Here is a 19,300-nt window from a genome sequence, read left to right on the forward strand (position 1 = left end):
AAAATCATCGAATGGTGGCTACCTACTAATACATCTTCTCAATAATATCTTCATATCTCTTCAGAACTACATTTCTCTTGATCTTCAAAGTAGGAGTGATTTCCCCCGTGTTAATATCAAATTCTGCAGGCATAAGGGTGAATTTTTTCACCTTCTCGAAATCTGCCAGATGCTCCTGTAGTTCTTTTATTTTATTTTTATAAAGATCGATAATTTCTTCTTTTTTAACAATTTCTTCCCAACTGGTAAATGGAATATTATTTTTCTTGATATAGTCTTCTAAAAATTCAAAATTAGGAACTATTAAGGCTGAAACAAACTGTCTTCCTTCAGCAATCAATACAATCTGCTGGATATAATTATTATTGGTCAGCAAATTCTCAATCTGTTGTGGGGCAATATATTTCCCATTGGAAGTTTTCATGAGATCCTTGATCCTATCTGTAATGATCAGATTTCCGTTATCATCAAATTTTCCAGCATCCCCGGTTTTAAACCACCCATCTTCCGTAAATACCGCTTTCGTTTCTTCAGGTTTATTATAGTAGCCTTTCATAATCCCATTTCCTCTGGCCTGAATTTCATCATTATCGCTAATTCGAACCTCAACTCCGGGTAAGGGTTTCCCACTGGTAGCATGTTCAAAATGAGTTAAGGGAAAAAGAGTTAACGTAGCTGTAGTTTCAGTAAGACCATATCCTACTGTCACATGGATTCCTACAGATTCAAAGAATCGGGTCACTTCAGGAGATAAAGAAGCTCCGCCACAAGGTAAAAACCATAATCGTCCACCCATTTTCTCTTTGATCTTACTAAAGACCAACATATTGGCAATGGATTCTTTAATTTTCAATCCAAATGGAGCAGGATGATCATTTCTTCTTAATTCGGCTGTTTGTTTACCAACTTCTAAAGCCCAATTAAAGATCTTTTTCTTAAATGGTGAGCTTTCTGCTGCCATATCATTTACTCCAGCATAAATCTTCTGGAAAAATCTTGGAACCGCACACATCATTGTTGGCTTTATTTCCACCAGGGCTTTAGCAATATTTTTAGGATCTTCTAAAAAATAAACCCTTGCCCCTCCATACAATGAAAGTAAGCTCCAGCTTCTTTCAAAAACGTGGCTTAATGGTAAAAATGCCAGTGAAAGTTCTTCTTCGAAATTTTTAAACTTAAAAAACTCAAAGTGGGCATCAAAAGCCTTTACAAAATTACCGTGTGTAAGCATTACACCTTTAGGAGTTCCAGTGGTTCCGGAAGTATAAATCAATGTAGCTACATCTTCATATTCCTTTTTAGAGATTTCCAATTCTGGAGACGCCTTTGCAATAAAGTCTTCCAAATAAGATGCATTTTCTTTTTTTATCCAGACTGCTTTTTTAGTGACAACAATGGTCTGAAGATCATTATCCTCTTTACTTAACAGTTCAAAACAAGCATCATACTGAGCCTGATCTCCTACTAAAACAGCTTTAGCCTGAGAATCCCTGATAATATATTCCGCCTGTTCTGCATTGTTGGTAGAATAAATTGGTACCGTAATGGCTCCGATAGACAATGAAGCCAGATCAAACATCATCCATTCAGCAGAATTGTCTGAATAAATAGCCACTTTATCATTTTCCTGGATTCCTGCATTTTTAAGCGCATTGGCAGTTTTAAAAATCATTTCGCTGAATTTTTTCCAGCTAAGTTCTTTCCAAACCTCTTTACTTTTAAAACCAATTGCTGACTTTAAAGGATGCTTTTCTATATTTTTACTGATAATAGCCTCTGCAAGATTCATTTATTTATTCAGCTTTTTGTCGTTAATGTAATTATTGAGATGAAAATCAATACTATCTTTTACGGGAATGAATTGATAATTCAACTTTTCTTTAATTCTTTGACTGGAAATGGTGTTGAATGAAGTGATAGATTCAATATTAGATTTTGTAACCATCTTTAATTTAGGAATCAACCAACCAAAGAGTATATTGGCTGTTCTTCCGGCATTAAGCTCTGCTTGGGATAAAATCCGGGCGTCTTTTAATCCTAGTTTTTTACGGATATAATTACCTACTTCTGCATATCTTTTATTTTCAGAGACCAAGATAAAACGTTCACCAAAAATGTTATTCTCCATAAGTTCTATAGAGATCCTGGCAACGTCCCGAACATCAACGTATGATGAACCACCAGAAAATGTAAAATTATTTTTCTCAAAAGTTGAAAAAAGCTCACCACTGCTTTGAGTCCAGTTTCCACTGCCTATGATAATAGCCGGATTGATGATGATCGTATTTAAACCTTCCGCTGAAGCTCTCCATACTTCCATTTCTGATAAATGCTTAGAAATGGCGTATGCAGGATGATCAATTTTTGGATTAAAATCAGAATCTTCGTCAAGCTCTCCTTTTTCATTGAAGCCGTCTAAAACAGCCACAGAGCTTACATGTAGAAATTTTGTTACCTGAGAACCTTCACAGGCAAATAAAAGACGTTCAGTACCTTTGATATTTGTATGGTACATCTCCTTTCCATCTTGTGGATGAAAACTTACTTTTGCGGCGCAGTGATACACTTCATCTACTCCTTTCAAAGCATTTTCCAGTGAATTGATATCGTCAAAATCAACATCTATCCATTCGATCTTGTTAAAAAAATCATCTGGATTTTCAGTATAAAACTGATACGAATGTCTTACTTCGTTTAAATTACTTGTGGGTCTTTTGGCGCCTCGTACATTTTTACCTCTCTTAAGAAGTTCTAAAATAATTACGCGGCCCAAAATTCCGGTTGCTCCCGTTACAAAAACCATCAATTATATTCCTACTTGATTGTTGACTAAATTATGATAATATTTTTGATTCAGCAATTCTCAGCTGCATCCTAAAAATGTGAAAAAATACTTTTGCAAATTTGCGATTTTTAAAGCACAATTCAGCTTAATTTCATCAATATTATCAGTTTAAATATATTCTTAGAATAGTTATTGTAACGGAAAACCGGCTTTATAAAAATTTACTTTTTAAGCTAAAACCATATTATTTCTTCTCGGTGCCTTGTCACACAAAACATCAGCAATACTTTTAGAAATAAGATTCTCTTCCGTTAGATTATCCAACCAGAAAAACTCACCAGCACCATTAATTTCAATGAAATAATATTCATCATCAGGAGATACAATAATATCCAATGCACCGTAATCAACATTATAAACATCCAGAAGTTCGAGAACTTTAGTTTCAATATCTTTAGGAAGATCTGTTCTCACCCATTTATCGATAAGATTCACACCATCTTTTCTCCAGTCTACTTTTGCATCTTCAAATTGTTGCGAATCGATCTCAAAAGCGTATACATCTCTGCCTACAACAGTCACTCTTAATTCTCTTTTCTTTTCGATTTTCGTCTGAAACTGCATCGGACAATAGAGTAAAGTATCCAATTCTTCCAGTTTCTCTTCTCCAATAACATTCGTAAAGACCACGTTCTCTACACCATCTTCATAGATTGCAAAACCAGCCTGCATCTTCCCTATCACATTCTTGTGTTTAAGGATAAAGCTTCTTGCCTCATCAGGGTTATTGGTAATACAGGTTTCAGGAATTTTCAATCCGATTTTATCAGCAATTTTCAACTGTTCTTCCTTACTGTCTAATCTTCTGTAGACACTTGGTTTTCCCAAAGCGTACGCATCAATAGATTCTAAAAATCCAAAAAGTGTTGTGCGAATTTCACCCATTGCTGCACCATAAAATTTAGCATCAATCTCTTCTTTCAGGCCCTCCCCCATATTATAGGCTCTTCTATACCATACAGCAGCAATATCATCTAAACGATGTTTAGCAGTAGGAGTTTCGAGAATGCTGATCCATTTTCCATCCTGGAAAGTGGTTGATAATTTATTTTGTAGAGGATATAAATCTACATCAAAACGAATAACCTCAAAGCCATTTTTTTCAATATATTCTGTTACTTTTAGAATTGAAAAATTATCTCCAGTATGGGTTATTATTAAAATTTTATTGTTCATTGGTTTTCATTCTTTTTATAAGGTTATCGGCAATGCTTTCCGCAATAGGAAAATCTAATTCTTTTTGTAACATTCCCCACTCTCCTTGTGGGTTTACTTCAAGGAAATAATAATTTCCATCTCTCCCTTTTATCATATCAATGGCGCCCATATAAAGTCCCATTTCTTTCATCATTCCGGAAAGATGAGCTTTAATATCTTCAGGCAATTCATAAGGTGACCAAAAATAATTTCCTTGATTGACACGCCAGTCAGCATGTTCACTATTATTGATCTTTCCTGTAAAAAAATCACCATCCACATACATGATTCTTAATTCATATTCTTTTTCAATATAAGGCTGAAAAATCATAGGACAGTAAGCGATATCAGAAATTGATTCTAAATTATCTTCATCAATTATTGTCGTAGAAAGTAAATCTTCTCCGCCCATCGATTTTGAAATGACCCCATGAAGTTTTGCGACTGCTTTTCCATTACAATGCTCATGGAAAAAAGCAGTTATTTTTTCTTCATCATTCGAAAACAATGTTTTTGGAACCGTTAAATTATTCTTTTTTGCTATTTTCAGTTGATACAATTTATTTCCATCCACTTTTTTTTCTTCTTCAAAGGGATTGATCCATGGGACATGCTCTAAAGCTGTGTAAAGATTATATCGCAAACTTCCATATTCATTTACAAAAATTTTCACATAATCATTATCCAACTCTTCCGGAATACTGATGCGCCAGCCTTTTCTGTGCCAAACCGCTTTAATATCATTGGAACTGACTGTATTTCCATACTCATCTGTCAATTCAAATGAATTTTCGTTAATACTGACTTCCTGAAGATGGTTCACATGATCTGAATTCAATCTGAAATATGGAATATTTTTAGAGGAAAGATATTCGAAGAAAATATCAATGTTATAAAAATCATTGGAGTGAGTGATACAAAGAATCATTTATTGCTTTTTATTAAAAAAGGAAACTTAGAGTGTAAGTTTCCTTTAATTATGATTTGTAAATATTGTTATCTATTATATAAACAATTCATTATACTGTTGGAGCATCATCATCCCCATCAGATGGATATTTCATTGTATGAGCCATATCTAAAGTTGGCTTTGTAACAACATCTCTTTCTGGAATTGTAATGTCTGGTCCACCGCCTGTTACAGATTGAGGATCTTTTAATTGTTTCTCAAGAAACGATGCGAAAAATGGTTTTTTCTTTGAACTCTTGTTTTTCATAATGTTTTAATTTGGTTTGACTTAATATTTTGTTGAAATTTGATTAAAAATGATCGATCGGTAAAGATGGATCTATAGGATGAAGAGGTCCGCCTTCATCATTATCAGAAGGATACTTCAATGTAACATTATCATTTCTTACTGTTGTTACATTATCTGCTAAAACAGAAGTAATGTCATCTTTTGAAGGAATAGTAATTACATCTCCGTTAATGGAAGTAATAACCCCGCCTCCGGTTACTTTCTCAGGCTCTTGAATTTGTTTCTCTAGAAAAGAAGCAAAAAATGGTTTTTTTAGTTTTTTTGGTTTCATAAGTAAATATTTTTAACTTTTTTGATAAATCTAAAGTACAAAATTTTCACATTCAAAAAAAATAAATCACTCTTTTAAGAAAATTTTAACAACATAAAAGACAGAGTATCAAATTAATCCAACCCTAAAAATTTTTTAACAACAACACTAAAATCCACAGGATTATCAGCCTGAACCCAATGAGCTGCATTTTTAACCGTCACAATTTTCGCCTTTGGAAACTGTTGTTTAATTGCATATTCATCTTGTGGAAGAATGTAATTGGATTTTTCTCCGGCAATAAACAATGTCTCTCCTTCAAAAACTCCAAATTTTATCGCATTGGAAACAAACTCATTATATTTTTCAGATAGTGTTTTAAGATTAAATCTCCAATTCAATTTTTTATTATCATCCCAATACAGATTCTTAGCCAGAAACTGAATGGTCGATTTTTCTGGGATATACTGAGTTAATACAGCTTCTACTTCATTTCTTGATCCCACTGTATTGAAATCAACAGTTTCCAAAGCTTTAATAATTCCCTGATGATGTGGAGGGTATGCTTTTGGAGAAATATCAACAACAATTAACTTTTCAACTTTTTCCGGATATTTTATGGCAAACTGCATTACCGCTTTACCACCTAAAGAATGTCCTAAAACGTGGGCTTTTTTTATTCCATAATGATCCATATAATTGGCAATATCATCTGCCAGGTCATCATGTGACATACTTTCTGAGTGGAAACTTCGTCCATGATTTCTTAGATCCAAAAGATGAACCGGAAGATATTCTCCCAGATCCTTTCCAAAACTTCCCCAATTGTCGAGCATTCCAAACAAACCATGGAATACTAATAAAGGTGTAGACGATTTTTCTTCGCCAAATATTTTTGAATGTAAAATTTCCATAATTCTTTTTTAAGATTTTAAATTTCAGACCACAGATTCCAGAGGATCAGTATACTTTATATTTAAAGTCTACTATCTGACACCCGGTATCCAACATCTAAATTTACCACTTTGCTAATCTCTTCAGATAGGCCTGAACCGTATTCTCCATTCCCATATACAGGGCTTCAGAAACTAAAGCATGCCCGATAGAAACTTCTAATAGATTAGGGATCGTATCAGCAAAATATTTTAAATTTTCAAGACTCAGATCGTGTCCTGCGTTTACACCCAATCCGAATTCACCAGCAGCAATTGCTGTTTCAAGATAGGGCTTTATAGCTTGTTCTTTATTTGTAAGATAATCTTTTGCATACGCTTCAGTATACAGCTCTATTCTGTCAGCACCTGTTTTTGCAGCATACTCCACCAGTTCAGGTTTTGGATCTAGAAAAATTGAAGAACGAACTCCTGCATTTTTAAACTCAGCAATTATTTCTTTTAGAAAATCTAAATGCTTTTTGGTGTCCCAACCCGCATTGGAAGTTATAGCATCATCCGCATCCGGAACAAGAGTAACCTGTTCAGGTTTCACCTCCAGCACCATATCGATAAAAGAACGGTGTGGATTTCCTTCAATATTAAATTCTGTGGTTACTAAAGGCTTCAGATCATAAACATCTTTTCTTGTAATATGTCTCTCATCTGGTCTTGGATGAATGGTAATTCCCTGTCCTCCAAACTCCTGAATTTTTATTGCTGCTTCTGTAACGCTTGGTGTTTCGCCTCCCCTTGCATTTCTTAAAGTTGCAATTTTATTAATGTTTACGCTTAGTTTTGTCATTTTTTATAAGTAGATGTTAGATGTCAGATCCTAGATGTTAGATAAGGTTGCTTCTAATATCTAAAGTCTAACCTCTTATTAAATTAAACTTTTACGGTTACCTGCATTACCTGCAGATCAAATTCTTTTGAAGCGACTAAAAGGTGATCAAAGATATCTGCCTGAATCTGTTCAAAACGTTCCCATTTGGAATCATTTGCGAAGCAATAAACCTCCAGAGGAAGCCCATGCGGAGTAATATCCAGCTGACGAACCATCATAACTCCTTTTTTGTCTATATCAGGATCATTTTCGATATACTTTTGTGCATAATATCTGAAAACCCCAATATTGGTTAATTGCCTTCCGTTTACAATTTTGTCTTTATGTGCAAGCTTCTCTTTTTCTTTTCTGATTTCTACGCTTTTACCTTCCAGATATTCAGAAATCAAATTAATATCCTTTAACCGTTCAATCTCCTCATCGCTTAAAAATTTAAAAGAATTGATATTGAAATAGATCGATTTTTTAATTCTTCGGGTATTGGATTCAGACATAATCTGAAGATTCTTTATCTCAGTAGTTAACAGATCATAGGTTGGAATTGTAGAGACTGTCTTATCGAAATTGGTGATTTTTGTGGTTAAGAGACTGATATCTGCAATATTTCCTTCTATGTTGTATTTAGGGATACCAATCCAATCTCCTACTTTCATATTTTTAGAAGTTGCCACGTGAAGTCCTGTAACAAATCCTAAAATGGTATCTCTGAAAACGAGAACCAAAACAGCAGTTATAGCTCCTAAACTTCCTAATATTGTCCCACCTTTAATTCCAAAAATCACACAAATACCTACCACAGTAAGGATAAAAATACCAAATATTTTTACAGACTCTGAAATAGCATTCAAAGCCATTATCTTATAAAAGTCCTGTTTGATCACAAAATAATTCCTTAAGGCAGTTAATGCTCTGAATAACATTCCCGCAATGACAAAAATAATAGAAACACTTACGATCAATCCCAATAGTTCAAAACTTTTAGGATGTCTCCAAAAAACAGATTTCAAAGCATATTCTGCAAAACTCAATGCTCCTAAGTGAACAATTGAATTGGTAATTCGGGATTGATAAATTGATTTTAGAACCGGATATTTCTCTTTGTCAAAAAAATATTTAAATATAGTATTAACAAGAATTTTAAAAATAAAATCCAATACATAAACAAGTCCGGCCAAAAATAAAAATTTAAGGATTATCTGGCAGGTAAGCACCAAGTCATTGGGCACATTAGCACTTACAAAATAGTGGATCTGATCACTAATATCCTGTAAAAAATCTTTGGTGTCTTGTAACTCGTCTTTCATTATAGCAAATTTATGAAATTTAAGGCTGATTTTAATTAAAACCTTTCCATCAATTTTCATCCCAAATAATTTCCTTTTTTAATATTTAATAAAAATTTTAAATCATTTTTTTTAATATTATTAAATCCTCTTAAACTTTGATTAATAAATAAAAAATTCACCAAAAAACTTAATTAAAAATAAATAATACTGAAAATTTATCATATTTTATAATTTTATATTTAATTATTTATTAAATTTGATCAAAACTAACCCAATCAAAATCAATTAGATATGAGAAAACACTACTTATTTATTTTATTGTGTGTATTCACACTTTTAACAAATTGTGCAGGAGGAGACGATCCTGTGATGACTCCCCAAAATGTTGGCCCTACAGCTGTAAAAACCGGAAAACTTACCGGAAAGGTGATGTCACAAAATGGGACAAAACCTATTGGAGGTGCTTCAGTTTTTACTTTTGATGACAAGTATAAAATCTATTACACTACTTCAGATGCAGATGGTAACTTTACCTTGGAAGCTCCGGTTGGAAATCACACCATTCATATCCAAACAGGTAATGGTAGTAATTTCCGTACGGAAATTAACACAACTGTAAAAGATAATGAAACTTTAAATCTCGACGCCAGTCAAACCAAACTGAATCAGGTTGCAAAAATCGCTTACGTAAAAGGAACGTATGATAAAATCGAGGATATTATTCAGACTTTAGGCTATACCGCCACCGAAATTACCAATACCGATCTTGCTAACCTAACTACTATTGCACAGTATGATATTATATTTCTTAACTGTGGTTCAAGGAATAGTTACTCTTCAAATCCGGGACTTTATTCTGTAATTGATACTAATTTAGCAACTTTTGTTGCTAACGGAGGAAGTATCTACGCTTCAGATTGGGACGTTGCCTACTTAGTGGGTGGAACAACCAATACCAATAACTGTTCTCTTCCTGGAGGATTTGTTCCTGATACAAAATTATGCTCTAAAAATATCGGAAGTTCAGGTACACTAGGCGCTACGGTAACTAATACGGGACTTACAACAGCTTTGGGGTTCAATACACTTAATATCGATTATGACTTAGGTGCGTGGCAAAAAATAACTAATTATGATCCTGCTTATTGGGAAGTTTTAGTTAAAGAAACTTCATCAAATGACGCTTTAATGATCAGAACCAATCATTTTACAGCAACAGGAATACCAACTACTCCGATAGGAAATGCTCCGAATTCAACATTTGTAACGGTTTGTATTACTCTTCCTGGAAACATCCAGATCAGTATTTCAGTTCCTCAGGTATTAGTTCCTTATTTGGTTGCATTAGGTGCTACAATAGGACCATGCTCAGGATCTTCAACAAGTGGGTATATTTATTACACAACTTTCCATAATCATGCTTCAGGTAACATTGGAAACGCCGGCGTAATTCTACAATATGTAATCTTAAACTTATAGAAAATCTTAAACTTATATTAAAAGGTGGCTTTTTTAAGGCCACCTTTTTTTATCTTGCATATATAATTTTAAAGAATGGATACAACGTTAATTAATATTCTCTGTCTTGTTTTATTAATATTAGGAATGCTGGGAACTTTCCTCCCTATTTTACCAGGCCTTTTATTAAGCCTTTGCGGTTTGTTGATTTATAAGTTTGGAACGGATGCCGATTTACCAATGCTTTATATTTGGGTTTTTGGAATCCTTACTGCTGCCTCCGCGGTTTTAAACTATGTAATTCCCGCTAAAACCAATAAAAAATATGGTGGAACAAAATGGGGAAGTATAGGTTCAGTAGTTGGTACCATTGTAGGGATGTTTATTCCTATTCCATTGGGATTTTTAATAGGGATGTTTGCCGGAGTATTTATAGGGGAATTACTTCACGACAGCAAAGATATGGATAAAGCCCTTAAATCCACAAAAGGAGCTTTCATTGGATTTATATATGGTACGGGATTTAGTTTTGTTGTAGGTGTGGCAATGTTTTTGGTAGTAGTATTAGATATGCTCGATTACATTTAAAATAGATTACCATGTTATATAAAACCATTTTATTCAGTTTAGGTATGTTGGCTCTTACGAACTGTAATGCTCAAAAAGAGACTAAATCACCTACAAAATCGTCTGGTACAACCAGCACAAAAGAAAAAACGATGAACAAAGAAGGAGACATTATTTATTTCAATGAGGGAGAGAACAGATTTCTTAAAGAATACCAAATGAATGTTACTTTTACTAATATTTCTGAAGACAGTCGTTGTCCAGAGGGTGTCAATTGTATCTGGGCGGGTGTGGCAGTCGCCAATATTACGGTAATGGGAACTACAACAAGACCGGTTACTTTGACTTTAGCTACAACAGAAAATCCGGGAAGAAATTATTTTAAATCTGCGGAGTTTAACGGATATACGATTTCATTAAATGATGTTGCCCCTTATCCTACTTCACAAAGTGGAGCAAAAGCACTTCCGGGAAAATATAAAATAGGAATTACGATTAAAAAGACTGGTGAAAAACCTACCATGAGATAGGCTTCTTACCTTTCGAAACAAGATATTCATTAATTTTTGAAAAAGGTTTGCTTCCGAAAAATCCTCTGTATACAGAAAATGGCGATGGATGTGCCGATTTCAAAATAAAATGCTTAGCCGGATCTATGAGTTCGGCTTTTTTTTGTGCAAAGGCTCCCCACAAAACAAAAACCACATTTTCTTTTTTATCAGAAATTTCTTTAATGATATAATTGGTAAAGGTCTCCCAACCCAGATCTTTATGGGAATTGGGAGTATGAGCGCGAACGGTTAATGTTGCATTCAATAACAAAACGCCCTGTTTCCCCCAATCATCTAATTCTTTTGAAGTTCTTACTATTCCCAGATCATCCTTCAGTTCGATAAAGATATTCTTAAGAGATGGTGGAGCTGTAACCTGTTCTGAAACAGAAAAACATAAACCATTTGCCTGATGATCATTATGGTAAGGATCCTGCCCGATAATCACCACTTCGATGTCATCAAAAGGTGTGATTTCTAATGCCCTGAAAATTTGATTTTTAGGTGGAAATACTTTGGTAGTTGCATACTCCTGCTTTACTTTTCCCCAAAGATTAGTAAAATATTCTGTGCTTTTTATAGGTGCTAAAATTTCTGTCCAGGTCATGGTTTGGATTTAATAATTTGAAAAGGGACTAATTTGACAATCAATTTTCATCTGGTGTATATACTAAATGATAGATTAACTATTTCTTTAAGTTAAAAATAATATTATCCGGAAAACCTTCATCCTTCTTATCTCTCTCCAAAATAAAGTGATGTTTTAGAAGAAGTCCAATTGAATTTTCATTATCCTTATTTGTAATAGCTAAAATTTCCTGCAAATTTAATTCATTAAAACCGTAATCTAAAACCGCTTCTAATGCTTCGGACATTATTCCTTTTCTGTGATAGTCGGGTAATAATTCATAACCCACTTCCGCTACTTTTCGGTCTTCAGAAAAATTCCACAGGCAAATTGTTCCGATAAGATTGGATTTATCTTTATAAGAAATACCTAAATAAAGGGTTTGCTTATTTTCAGTATTTTTTTTAATCGTTAAAATAAAATTCAATGCATCATAATTCGTTTTGGGCGAATTTCTCAAAACATATTTATTGATCACCTCGTTACTTCTGATCTTTAGAATATCTTCAGCATAGGTTTCATCAATCTCCTTTAAAATTAATCGTTGGGTTTCTAGGGTCATCTCAGCTTAATTTATAGACTTCAATTTTAAATAATGATCTTTCCCTAACGTAACATAAAATAGAGATAAGAAAGGATTACGACCACTTAAATTATATCGAAGTACCTCATCCTGATTGATTTCTAAGTTGATTACATTAGATCTGCACCAATCGATTTGCGCTCTTAATTGATATATACCTGGCATTACTTCAAATTCTTTAGATTCTCCGTCTTTAATCTCACCTATTTTCTTATCTCCCAAAAAGATTCCTATAGATCTTAAAGCATTCGAAAATTCAGATGAACGGTTAATAATTAGTTTTGTCACTGTCTTGTATTTAAATTATTAATGGTCTCTTTAATAATCAAATATACATAATAATCAAATTTCTCACTAAATTTGCAGTGTGTATATAAATAAAGAAGATTTAAACGAATTAGAGTTTCCGCAATTGCTCGCGGAAATTTCTCCTTTTGCGTATTCTCCGAAAACAAGAGAAAAAATCCTTCACCTTCGTCCGATGGAAATTGACGAAGCAGAACTTTCTTTGAAAAAAACTTCAGAATATCTTTCTAGTTTTGAAAGTTCAAATGCTATTCCGTTCGATGAATATGAAGATATTGAAGCAGAGCTTAAATTAATGCTGATCGAAAATTACCGTCTGGAAAACAGCGCTTTCATCAAAATAAAAACTTTAACGGAACAAATAGGAAAGCTACAAAAATTCTTTCCAACCATGCCTGATACCTTCCCTAATCTTATGGAAGATGCTTCTGTTCTGGAATTTAAAAAAGAGATCATTGATAAGGTTGATAAAGTTTTCAATCGTTTTGGGGAAGTGAAAAGTGAAGCTTCACCTATTTTAAAAACGTTACGAACAGAAATTCAGCAAGCTAAAAAAGCAATTCAGGAAAATTTCAATCGTGTATTGTTCAATTATGGCCAAAGTGATTTTTTAGATGATATCCGAGAAAGTATTATTGAAGACCAAAGGGTTTTAGCTGTAAAATCAGCATACAAAAAAAGAGTTCCCGGAAGAGTTTTAGGACTTTCAAAAACCGGTTCTATCACATATATTCAACCGGATAGTGTGGTAACCCATTATTTTAAGCTTAAAGAAAATGAGGAGGAAGAGAAGAAAGAAATTGATAAGATCCTTAGAAAGCTGACTGCTGAATTAGCAGAATTCCAACCTCAGCTTTGGCGATATCAGAAATATATCTTTGATCTCGACTTAACGAGGGCGAAGGCTAAGTTTTCAGAAATGATTAATGGTGTTTTACCTAAGATCAACCGCCATAAAACACTCAGATTAAGAGAGGCCTTCCATCCTTTGCTATGGTTGAGAAATAAGGCAGAAAACAAAACAATCCACTCGCAGACATTAAGTTTAACGGAACACAACAGAATCATATGTATTTCAGGACCGAATGCGGGAGGAAAGTCGATTACGCTGAAAACGGTCGGATTACTCCAATTAATGATTCAGAGTGGAATTTTAGTTCCTGTTCATCCGAAATCTGAAATGTTTTTCTTTGATAAGATCATGACGGATATTGGAGATAATCAGTCGATTGAAAATCACCTTTCTACGTATTCATCCCGATTAAAGAAAATGGGTGGTATCATTCGTGAGTCTGATGCCAATACTCTTTTATTGATCGATGAGTTCGGAACCGGTTCTGACCCGGAATTAGGTGGTGCTTTAGCAGAAAGTTTCCTTGAGTTTTTCTATGATAAAAAGAGTTTTGCCATTATAACAACACACTATACCAATATCAAATTGGTTATAGAGCAGCTTCCCAATGCTGAAAATGCAGCGATGTTGTTTAATGAGGAAACGCTGGAACCAATGTATAAATTAGAAGTCGGACAAGCGGGAAGCTCATTCACTTTTGAGGTTGCTGAAAAAAATAAGATCCCTAGATTTATCATTCATTCTGCAAAGAAAAAAGTAGAACATGATATTGTAAATCTTGATAAGACGATTGTAAAACTGCAGCAGGAAAAATTTGAGGTTGAAAAACTTAAAACAGACCTTGCGGAAAGAAAAGAATCAGTTGAAGATAAGCGTGACAATCTGCAAAAACTAAACGAACAGCTCCAGCAAAAGCTTTTCAATTTCCAAAAATTATATGAAGATGAACACCGCAAACTTCAATTCGGAAATAAAATTGAGGCCTTTGTTGATAGTTACGTAAAAGGTAAATCCCGAAAGGATGTTGTGAAAGATTTCGTAAAGATCCTGGAGCAGGAAAAGTTTCGAAAAGTGGGTGCTGATAAAGATGAAACAAAACGTCTTCAAGTGGTAAAAAGAAAAATTACCCAGCAGCTCAAAAAAGAAGATGTTATTGAAAAGATCGCTGAAACGAATGAAAAGATAGAGGAGAAACGTAAAGTAGACCGCGCCGTATGGATGAAAATAGGACAACGGGTCCGTATTCCGGGAAGTACAAGCGTCGGTACTATTGAAAAAATTTCCAGAAATAAAGTGATCGTTAATTATGGAACCTTTAAGACCACAATTAATGCCGATGAATTAGAGAGAATTTAAAGCTTATTTAGCAACAAATTAAATTTAATAAAAAACAAAAGAGAGTACTTCAAGCACTCTCTTTTCTCTTTTCTCTCACTTCTTAATAAATTTTAACCTGATATTATTATTTTCTTTTCCTTTGAATTCAATAAAATACACTCCTTTAGGCTGAAGTTGCTGTAATACTTGAGACCTGAACATTGGTTGGCACATTTTATTAGTTTTTAATATTTTAATGAAAATTATACTAATATATTGAATCATCATTATAGGATATCAAGGAAATTTTATAAAATTAAAATTCCCTTTATTTTTGCAATAAAGAAAAACAAAAGCAATATTCATTCAACTTTTTATATCTTTAAAAGAAAATGTTTAAGAAAATCATCTTTGGAATAATTGCTTTTCTGTTAGTATGGATCCTGTTTATATGGGGAAAATACTATTTTTTCTATCCATCTTATTCACAGGAAGATATCAATACTATTTTTAAAAAAGAAAATCTGAAAGCTCCCGTTTATGACTCTATAAACATACGCGGATACAGTATTCATTATCTCACTAATAAAGCCAATGATGATGTAATCACTAATCAGGAAACGCGAAAGAAAAAGCCCTACCTCTTCTTGATACATGACAGTGGAAAGAATTCCGGATATTTTTTAGACTATTTTAAGAATAAAGAAATCAATAAAATATTTCATATCATCGCAGTGGATAGGATTGGTTTTGGGAAATCTCATTTTATAAAATCTGAAAGTGAAGATCAAAAAGAGTTTGGGGAAGATTTAGACTATGTAACTTCTGTCATGCCTAAAGAGATTTTAAAGAATGAAGGCCAACACCTTGAAGAAGTTCGTATTGTTACGAATGGTTGTGCCGGTTTATTGGGCTTAAAAGCATACAACTGGGCAGATTTAACTTATGTGAAAGTTTTCATGTTTTATCCCGAAACAGAACCCAGATTTTTTGGAAGTATTTTCTTTAGTAAACTAATCTCCAGTCCATTTTTAAGCTTTCTTTTTCCACGGGACTTTGTGAGTAAACATCAAGACTTATTATTGATGGATGATTCAAAAGGACAAGGCAGAAAAACCCTTTTTGAAAATGCTAAAATTTCCGAAAACAAAGGAATCAGCAGCGATGGCCCTATGTTTCCTGCAGGTAAGGGATTCAAATCTATATTCTTTATAGTTGCAAACAAAAAAGCGAAGGAACAGACCGAAAATATCATTGAAACCAATAATTTTCTGATAGAAGAAGCTGATAAAAAGAACATTTATAAAGATCCTGGGTTCGTGCTGGATAAAATTTTATTGAACGATTTTTATACTTTGGATTTTAATAGGATTAGAAGATAATGTCCTGCATATTGAACCGTCTTTTTAAATATTTCAAACAAAGTTCAACCTTTTTACAGGTCATCTAAAACCAATAACTAATATTAAGGATTTAGAGTTATATAATTATCTTCCGAAAAGTATTTAATTTATATATTTGATGCATCAAAAATTTTTCATAATGATTTCCGTAAATAAAGCAGTCTATTTATCAGCCATCAGTTTATTCTCATTAGCTTTTGTAAAAGGCCAGCAAAAAATTCCTTTTGGAGTGGTAAAGGCTGAAGAGGGTTACGCGAATGTTAGGGTTGCCAAGGATAATTATAGAAAAATTGTTGATAAGATCAGAATGCGTAAAGGGGACGTCTTTCTTTATGTAAAACCGGCTCCGGGAGAAACGGAATGGTTATGGATCAAATATCCCGAAAAGCAAGACACTGAAAAACCTTTTGTGAGATATGAGAATCTTGACAAAGAAGGTATGGTGAATAAAGAACGTGTAGCTTTTATTGATCAGCTTCCTCAATACACACCGTCCAAATCCAAAAACGGAAGATCCCTTATTTTCACTGACAATAACAATCCTAAAATACCTACTGCCCAAAGAAATAAGGTTATCATTGATGTCTATCCTTCCAATGCCAGTTATAGGAAACAGGAAAAAGATGCGGATGGAACAATCCTTACTATTGATAAAGTAAAACCTTGGGGTATCAGTAAAGAACTTCCTGAAGGGATGACAGAAATCAAGTCTATCCGTGTACAACAGGTTGGAAGAGGTTCCGTTTTTGTAAGAGAAGCTATTAAAAATATGTTCCAGCCGACTATGGATTTCAATAACATTAGTGTTGCTGCTATTGACAATGATAACATTTTTCTTTATATGATCAACGGTTCCGGGGAAAACAGATATACCACGCTCTGGACGATCAGACAGGGAAAGGTTGCTCACCAGATTATTTTTAAAAATCCTGAATAATTCATTATACTTCTCTGTATTATCCTTATTTTTGTCATTGAAAAAGTTTTAACGCTTATTCATCACAGGAATTGGTTCTGTTTAATCACAGATTAATAGGGAATCGTGTGAAAATCACGAACTGTCGCGCAACTGTAAGTAACTAAAGTCTTTATAATAAACCACTGTGCAAAAGCATGGGAAGGGATAAGGATGTTACAAGTCAGGAGACCTGCCACTTTCTATAAACAAGAAACTTTCGCGGCTTGAAGTTTATTGATCTGATGGATTGTTTCAGGAATTTCACCTTTCCTGTTATTATTCTGTTTGCTTCAATATATTTCATTTCGCTTTAATTTAATAATGAAATATGACTACAGAAGAAAGAATTCAAGCATCCGAAACCAGAATCTTTAAAGCGGTTTTCCCTAACACAACCAATCATTATGATACTCTTTTTGGAGGTACAGCGATGCAATTGATGGATGAAGTGGCATTTATTACTGCTACACGTTTTGCAAGAAAAAGAGTGGTAACTGTAAGCAGCGACAAAATTGACTTTAAGAAACCTATTCCTGCCGGAACTATTGTCGAGCTGATAGGAACGGTTTCTCATGTTGGAACAACAAGTATGAAAGTAAATGTAGAGATCTACACGGAACAAATGTATTCTTATGAAAGAGAAAGAGCTATTGTGGGAGACTTTACTTTTGTGGCTATCGATGAATTTAAAAAGCCTGTTCAAATACTATAATTAGATGAGAAACGCAAGTCAAATTGACTTGCGTTTTCTTTATTTTAAAACTTTTTCGGTCTCTAAACTTCTATTAAGCAGAAGCTGGAAAGCTTCACCCATTTCATCAGAAGCTCTGCTTATTGCATTTTCCAGCATATTTCTGATTTGACTCTCGGTTACTTTTGCTTCGGTCCAGCTTTTCCCCGAAGTATGTGAGTTAAGAATAAATGGCATAATACGGTCTATTGCACAGGCAAAAATAGCATCCGCAGTCTGCTCTTCTTCAAACTCCAACCATAGATTGAAAAACTCTGAACGTAAAGGTTCATCTAAAATTCCAAAAATATTCTGAGCTGATAATTTCTCTCTTTCAAATTTGCCAACCATTGCTTTCTCATCAAATAAGAATGTATCACCAGCTTCAATTTCTACCAGATCATGGATAGAAAGCATCCTTATAACTCTTAACAAATCGATATCTGTCCTGTTTTTAGCATATGGAAAAAGTACCTGTGCCAGTATTATTATCTGCCAAGAGTGTTCAGCAGTATTTTCCCGTCTTGAATCATCTGCATTATAATTTCTTCTCTGCACATTTTTTAAAGCATCTACTGCTAAAATAAAATCGATCTCTTTTTGTATTTTCATTTTAATCTTCTTTATAGTACTGTTTGATCGGATATTTTTTTGATTTTACGATCCACTTGTTATTGATCTTTTGTCGCTTTGTTACTTTTACGAATTCTTCACCACCCATTGCATCTTCTTCCAGCTCGTAAACTTTATCTAGTCCTTTTTTCGGAATTACCTGATACTCTGTTGTTAAATGCCAGCAACACCCGGATTTAGAAAATGTAATTAATCTCTTTCTTTTAGGATCTGTTTGAAACATTCCCAGATTTTCAAAAGCAAGAGTAGTTAATTCATCACTGATAACGAATTGTTTTTTTGTAGAATTGTAGACATATACATCATAGGATGGACCACCATAACTGCTTTCATTCCCATTTCGTATTGCAATATCTTCTGAACCATCAAAATTAAAATCTTCAAAAATCAATGGACTTTGCTCATCATATAATTGAATAACATTGACACTTGGTTGCTGGTCTTTATTCAAATAAAAGTAAAGATCATCAGAGGTTAAAGTCTGAATAGTACGTAATGTTTTTTTATCTTTTAGTTCTACTATCCCACTTCCACTACATTTTTCTGCGTCACAATCATTCACCGTAATCACTGCATCATAGTGATTTGATCCCGTTTTAAGTTCAAAATGATGCTGTCCGGAACATAGAAATCCCAAAAAGATAAAACTGGTCAATGTATTATACTTATTCAATATATAGATTTTATTCAGTACAAA

Annotated in this window: 21 protein-coding genes and 1 riboswitch; of the genes, 7 read left to right on the forward strand and 14 right to left on the reverse strand. The window is 33.6% G+C overall.

All coding sequences use genetic code 11. The features are described from left to right. Positions 1–25: 25 nt before the first annotated feature. From AC3WRL_RS14995 to AC3WRL_RS15035, 9 genes are all read right to left on the reverse strand, one after another. The gene (locus tag AC3WRL_RS14995; protein WP_492330652.1) at positions 26–1,789 is read right to left on the reverse strand and encodes an AMP-dependent synthetase/ligase; all 1,764 of its coding nucleotides are present in this window, start codon (positions 1,787–1,789) and stop codon (positions 26–28) included. After that, entirely contained in the window at positions 1,790–2,803 is a 1,014-nt protein-coding gene (locus AC3WRL_RS15000) for an NAD-dependent epimerase/dehydratase family protein (protein WP_214826934.1), read from the reverse strand. It abuts the gene before it with no gap. A gap of 210 nt (positions 2,804–3,013) precedes the next feature. Continuing rightward, a complete protein-coding gene (locus tag AC3WRL_RS15005; RefSeq protein ID WP_214826936.1) occupies positions 3,014–4,021 on the reverse strand; it encodes an MvdC/MvdD family ATP grasp protein in 1,008 nt (335 codons plus the stop codon). Continuing rightward, complete coding sequence (locus tag AC3WRL_RS15010; protein WP_214826939.1) at positions 4,011–4,970, reverse strand: MvdC/MvdD family ATP grasp protein; 960 nt, start codon at positions 4,968–4,970, stop codon at positions 4,011–4,013. Before AC3WRL_RS15010 ends, AC3WRL_RS15005 begins: the two co-directional genes overlap by 11 nt. A 91-nt stretch (positions 4,971–5,061) precedes the next feature. Further along, positions 5,062–5,259: a microviridin/marinostatin family tricyclic proteinase inhibitor gene (locus tag AC3WRL_RS15015; protein WP_214826943.1), complete on the reverse strand. Its 198-nt coding sequence runs from the start codon at positions 5,257–5,259 to the stop codon at positions 5,062–5,064. A gap of 43 nt (positions 5,260–5,302) precedes the next feature. Beyond that, positions 5,303–5,572, reverse strand: coding sequence for a microviridin/marinostatin family tricyclic proteinase inhibitor (locus tag AC3WRL_RS15020; protein ID WP_214826944.1), 270 nt, complete (start codon positions 5,570–5,572; stop codon positions 5,303–5,305). A 113-nt stretch (positions 5,573–5,685) separates the two neighbouring features. After that, entirely contained in the window at positions 5,686–6,465 is a 780-nt protein-coding gene (locus AC3WRL_RS15025; protein WP_492330653.1) for an alpha/beta fold hydrolase, read from the reverse strand. A 103-nt stretch (positions 6,466–6,568) separates the two neighbouring features. Continuing rightward, complete coding sequence (locus tag AC3WRL_RS15030) at positions 6,569–7,288, reverse strand: pyridoxine 5'-phosphate synthase (RefSeq protein WP_492330654.1); 720 nt, start codon at positions 7,286–7,288, stop codon at positions 6,569–6,571. An 83-nt stretch (positions 7,289–7,371) separates the two neighbouring features. Further along, positions 7,372–8,634, reverse strand: coding sequence for a mechanosensitive ion channel family protein (locus AC3WRL_RS15035; RefSeq protein WP_261512863.1), 1,263 nt, complete (start codon positions 8,632–8,634; stop codon positions 7,372–7,374). 273 nt (positions 8,635–8,907) lie between these two features. Here AC3WRL_RS15035 and AC3WRL_RS15040 point away from each other — a divergent pair, with 273 nt between their 5' ends. From AC3WRL_RS15040 to AC3WRL_RS15050, 3 genes are all read left to right on the forward strand, one after another. Then, the gene (locus tag AC3WRL_RS15040; protein ID WP_492330655.1) at positions 8,908–10,095 is read left to right on the forward strand and encodes a carboxypeptidase-like regulatory domain-containing protein; all 1,188 of its coding nucleotides are present in this window, start codon (positions 8,908–8,910) and stop codon (positions 10,093–10,095) included. A 75-nt stretch (positions 10,096–10,170) separates the two neighbouring features. Beyond that, positions 10,171–10,662: a DUF456 domain-containing protein gene (locus tag AC3WRL_RS15045; protein WP_214826949.1), complete on the forward strand. Its 492-nt coding sequence runs from the start codon at positions 10,171–10,173 to the stop codon at positions 10,660–10,662. An 11-nt stretch (positions 10,663–10,673) separates the two neighbouring features. Then, entirely contained in the window at positions 10,674–11,171 is a 498-nt protein-coding gene (locus tag AC3WRL_RS15050) for a hypothetical protein (protein WP_492330656.1), read from the forward strand. Here the strand turns inward: AC3WRL_RS15050 and AC3WRL_RS15055 are convergent. The 3 genes from AC3WRL_RS15055 to AC3WRL_RS15065 form a co-directional block, all read right to left on the reverse strand. Next, complete coding sequence (locus AC3WRL_RS15055) at positions 11,158–11,799, reverse strand: uracil-DNA glycosylase (RefSeq protein WP_214826954.1); 642 nt, start codon at positions 11,797–11,799, stop codon at positions 11,158–11,160. The genes AC3WRL_RS15050 and AC3WRL_RS15055 overlap by 14 nt on opposite strands. 79 nt (positions 11,800–11,878) lie before the next feature. Then, positions 11,879–12,382 carry a GNAT family N-acetyltransferase gene (locus AC3WRL_RS15060; protein ID WP_214826957.1) on the reverse strand — a complete coding sequence of 168 codons (504 nt, stop codon included), beginning with the start codon at positions 12,380–12,382 and terminating at the stop codon, positions 11,879–11,881. A 6-nt stretch (positions 12,383–12,388) separates the two neighbouring features. After that, complete coding sequence (locus tag AC3WRL_RS15065) at positions 12,389–12,691, reverse strand: hypothetical protein (protein ID WP_214826959.1); 303 nt, start codon at positions 12,689–12,691, stop codon at positions 12,389–12,391. Between the two features lie 79 nt (positions 12,692–12,770). On the opposite strand from AC3WRL_RS15065, the gene AC3WRL_RS15070 reads away from it, so the two are divergent. The 4 genes from AC3WRL_RS15070 to AC3WRL_RS15085 all read left to right on the forward strand — a co-directional run bounded on the left by AC3WRL_RS15070 (position 12,771) and on the right by AC3WRL_RS15085 (position 17,952). Beyond that, positions 12,771–14,918, forward strand: coding sequence for an endonuclease MutS2 (locus AC3WRL_RS15070; RefSeq protein WP_214826962.1), 2,148 nt, complete (start codon positions 12,771–12,773; stop codon positions 14,916–14,918). Between the two features lie 353 nt (positions 14,919–15,271). Next, positions 15,272–16,261, forward strand: a complete 990-nt coding sequence (locus tag AC3WRL_RS15075) for a hypothetical protein (RefSeq protein WP_214826966.1) — start codon at positions 15,272–15,274, stop codon at positions 16,259–16,261. A gap of 160 nt (positions 16,262–16,421) precedes the next feature. Then, positions 16,422–17,219 (forward strand): hypothetical protein, encoded by a 798-nt coding sequence (locus tag AC3WRL_RS15080; protein WP_251040509.1) that lies wholly within the window; start codon positions 16,422–16,424, stop codon positions 17,217–17,219. A 55-nt stretch (positions 17,220–17,274) separates the two neighbouring features. Continuing rightward, positions 17,275–17,452, forward strand: a riboswitch (cobalamin riboswitch). 116 nt (positions 17,453–17,568) lie between these two features. Continuing rightward, a complete protein-coding gene (locus AC3WRL_RS15085; protein ID WP_089027276.1) occupies positions 17,569–17,952 on the forward strand; it encodes an acyl-CoA thioesterase in 384 nt (127 codons plus the stop codon). 39 nt (positions 17,953–17,991) lie between these two features. Here AC3WRL_RS15085 and AC3WRL_RS15090 read toward each other — a convergent pair whose 3' ends face one another. Both AC3WRL_RS15090 and AC3WRL_RS15095 read right to left on the reverse strand, forming a co-directional pair. Next, a complete protein-coding gene (locus tag AC3WRL_RS15090; RefSeq protein ID WP_261512871.1) occupies positions 17,992–18,582 on the reverse strand; it encodes an HD domain-containing protein in 591 nt (196 codons plus the stop codon). A gap of 1 nt (position 18,583) precedes the next feature. Then, positions 18,584–19,276 (reverse strand): XAC2610-related protein, encoded by a 693-nt coding sequence (locus tag AC3WRL_RS15095; RefSeq protein ID WP_492330657.1) that lies wholly within the window; start codon positions 19,274–19,276, stop codon positions 18,584–18,586. Positions 19,277–19,300: the final 24 nt, after the last annotated feature.

Source organism: Chryseobacterium sp. FW101-FHT12H09 (assembly GCF_058790395.1).

Coding starts and splice junctions, on each gene's coding strand:
- AC3WRL_RS15005 (WP_214826936.1), bottom strand. CDS start 4,021: ATGAACAATAAAATTTTAATAATAACCCATACTGGAGATAATTTTTCA.
- AC3WRL_RS15025 (WP_492330653.1), bottom strand. CDS start 6,465: ATGGAAATTTTACATTCAAAAATATTTGGCGAAGAAAAATCGTCTACA.
- AC3WRL_RS15040 (WP_492330655.1), top strand. CDS start 8,908: ATGAGAAAACACTACTTATTTATTTTATTGTGTGTATTCACACTTTTA.
- AC3WRL_RS15080 (WP_251040509.1), top strand. CDS start 16,422: ATGATTTCCGTAAATAAAGCAGTCTATTTATCAGCCATCAGTTTATTC.
- AC3WRL_RS15010 (WP_214826939.1), bottom strand. CDS start 4,970: ATGATTCTTTGTATCACTCACTCCAATGATTTTTATAACATTGATATT.
- AC3WRL_RS14995 (WP_492330652.1), bottom strand. CDS start 1,789: ATGAATCTTGCAGAGGCTATTATCAGTAAAAATATAGAAAAGCATCCT.
- AC3WRL_RS15000 (WP_214826934.1), bottom strand. CDS start 2,803: ATGGTTTTTGTAACGGGAGCAACCGGAATTTTGGGCCGCGTAATTATT.
- AC3WRL_RS15075 (WP_214826966.1), top strand. CDS start 15,272: ATGTTTAAGAAAATCATCTTTGGAATAATTGCTTTTCTGTTAGTATGG.
- AC3WRL_RS15045 (WP_214826949.1), top strand. CDS start 10,171: ATGGATACAACGTTAATTAATATTCTCTGTCTTGTTTTATTAATATTA.
- AC3WRL_RS15055 (WP_214826954.1), bottom strand. CDS start 11,799: ATGACCTGGACAGAAATTTTAGCACCTATAAAAAGCACAGAATATTTT.
- AC3WRL_RS15060 (WP_214826957.1), bottom strand. CDS start 12,382: ATGACCCTAGAAACCCAACGATTAATTTTAAAGGAGATTGATGAAACC.
- AC3WRL_RS15090 (WP_261512871.1), bottom strand. CDS start 18,582: ATGAAAATACAAAAAGAGATCGATTTTATTTTAGCAGTAGATGCTTTA.
- AC3WRL_RS15050 (WP_492330656.1), top strand. CDS start 10,674: ATGTTATATAAAACCATTTTATTCAGTTTAGGTATGTTGGCTCTTACG.
- AC3WRL_RS15020 (WP_214826944.1), bottom strand. CDS start 5,572: ATGAAACCAAAAAAACTAAAAAAACCATTTTTTGCTTCTTTTCTAGAG.
- AC3WRL_RS15015 (WP_214826943.1), bottom strand. CDS start 5,259: ATGAAAAACAAGAGTTCAAAGAAAAAACCATTTTTCGCATCGTTTCTT.
- AC3WRL_RS15030 (WP_492330654.1), bottom strand. CDS start 7,288: ATGACAAAACTAAGCGTAAACATTAATAAAATTGCAACTTTAAGAAAT.
- AC3WRL_RS15085 (WP_089027276.1), top strand. CDS start 17,569: ATGACTACAGAAGAAAGAATTCAAGCATCCGAAACCAGAATCTTTAAA.
- AC3WRL_RS15035 (WP_261512863.1), bottom strand. CDS start 8,634: ATGAAAGACGAGTTACAAGACACCAAAGATTTTTTACAGGATATTAGT.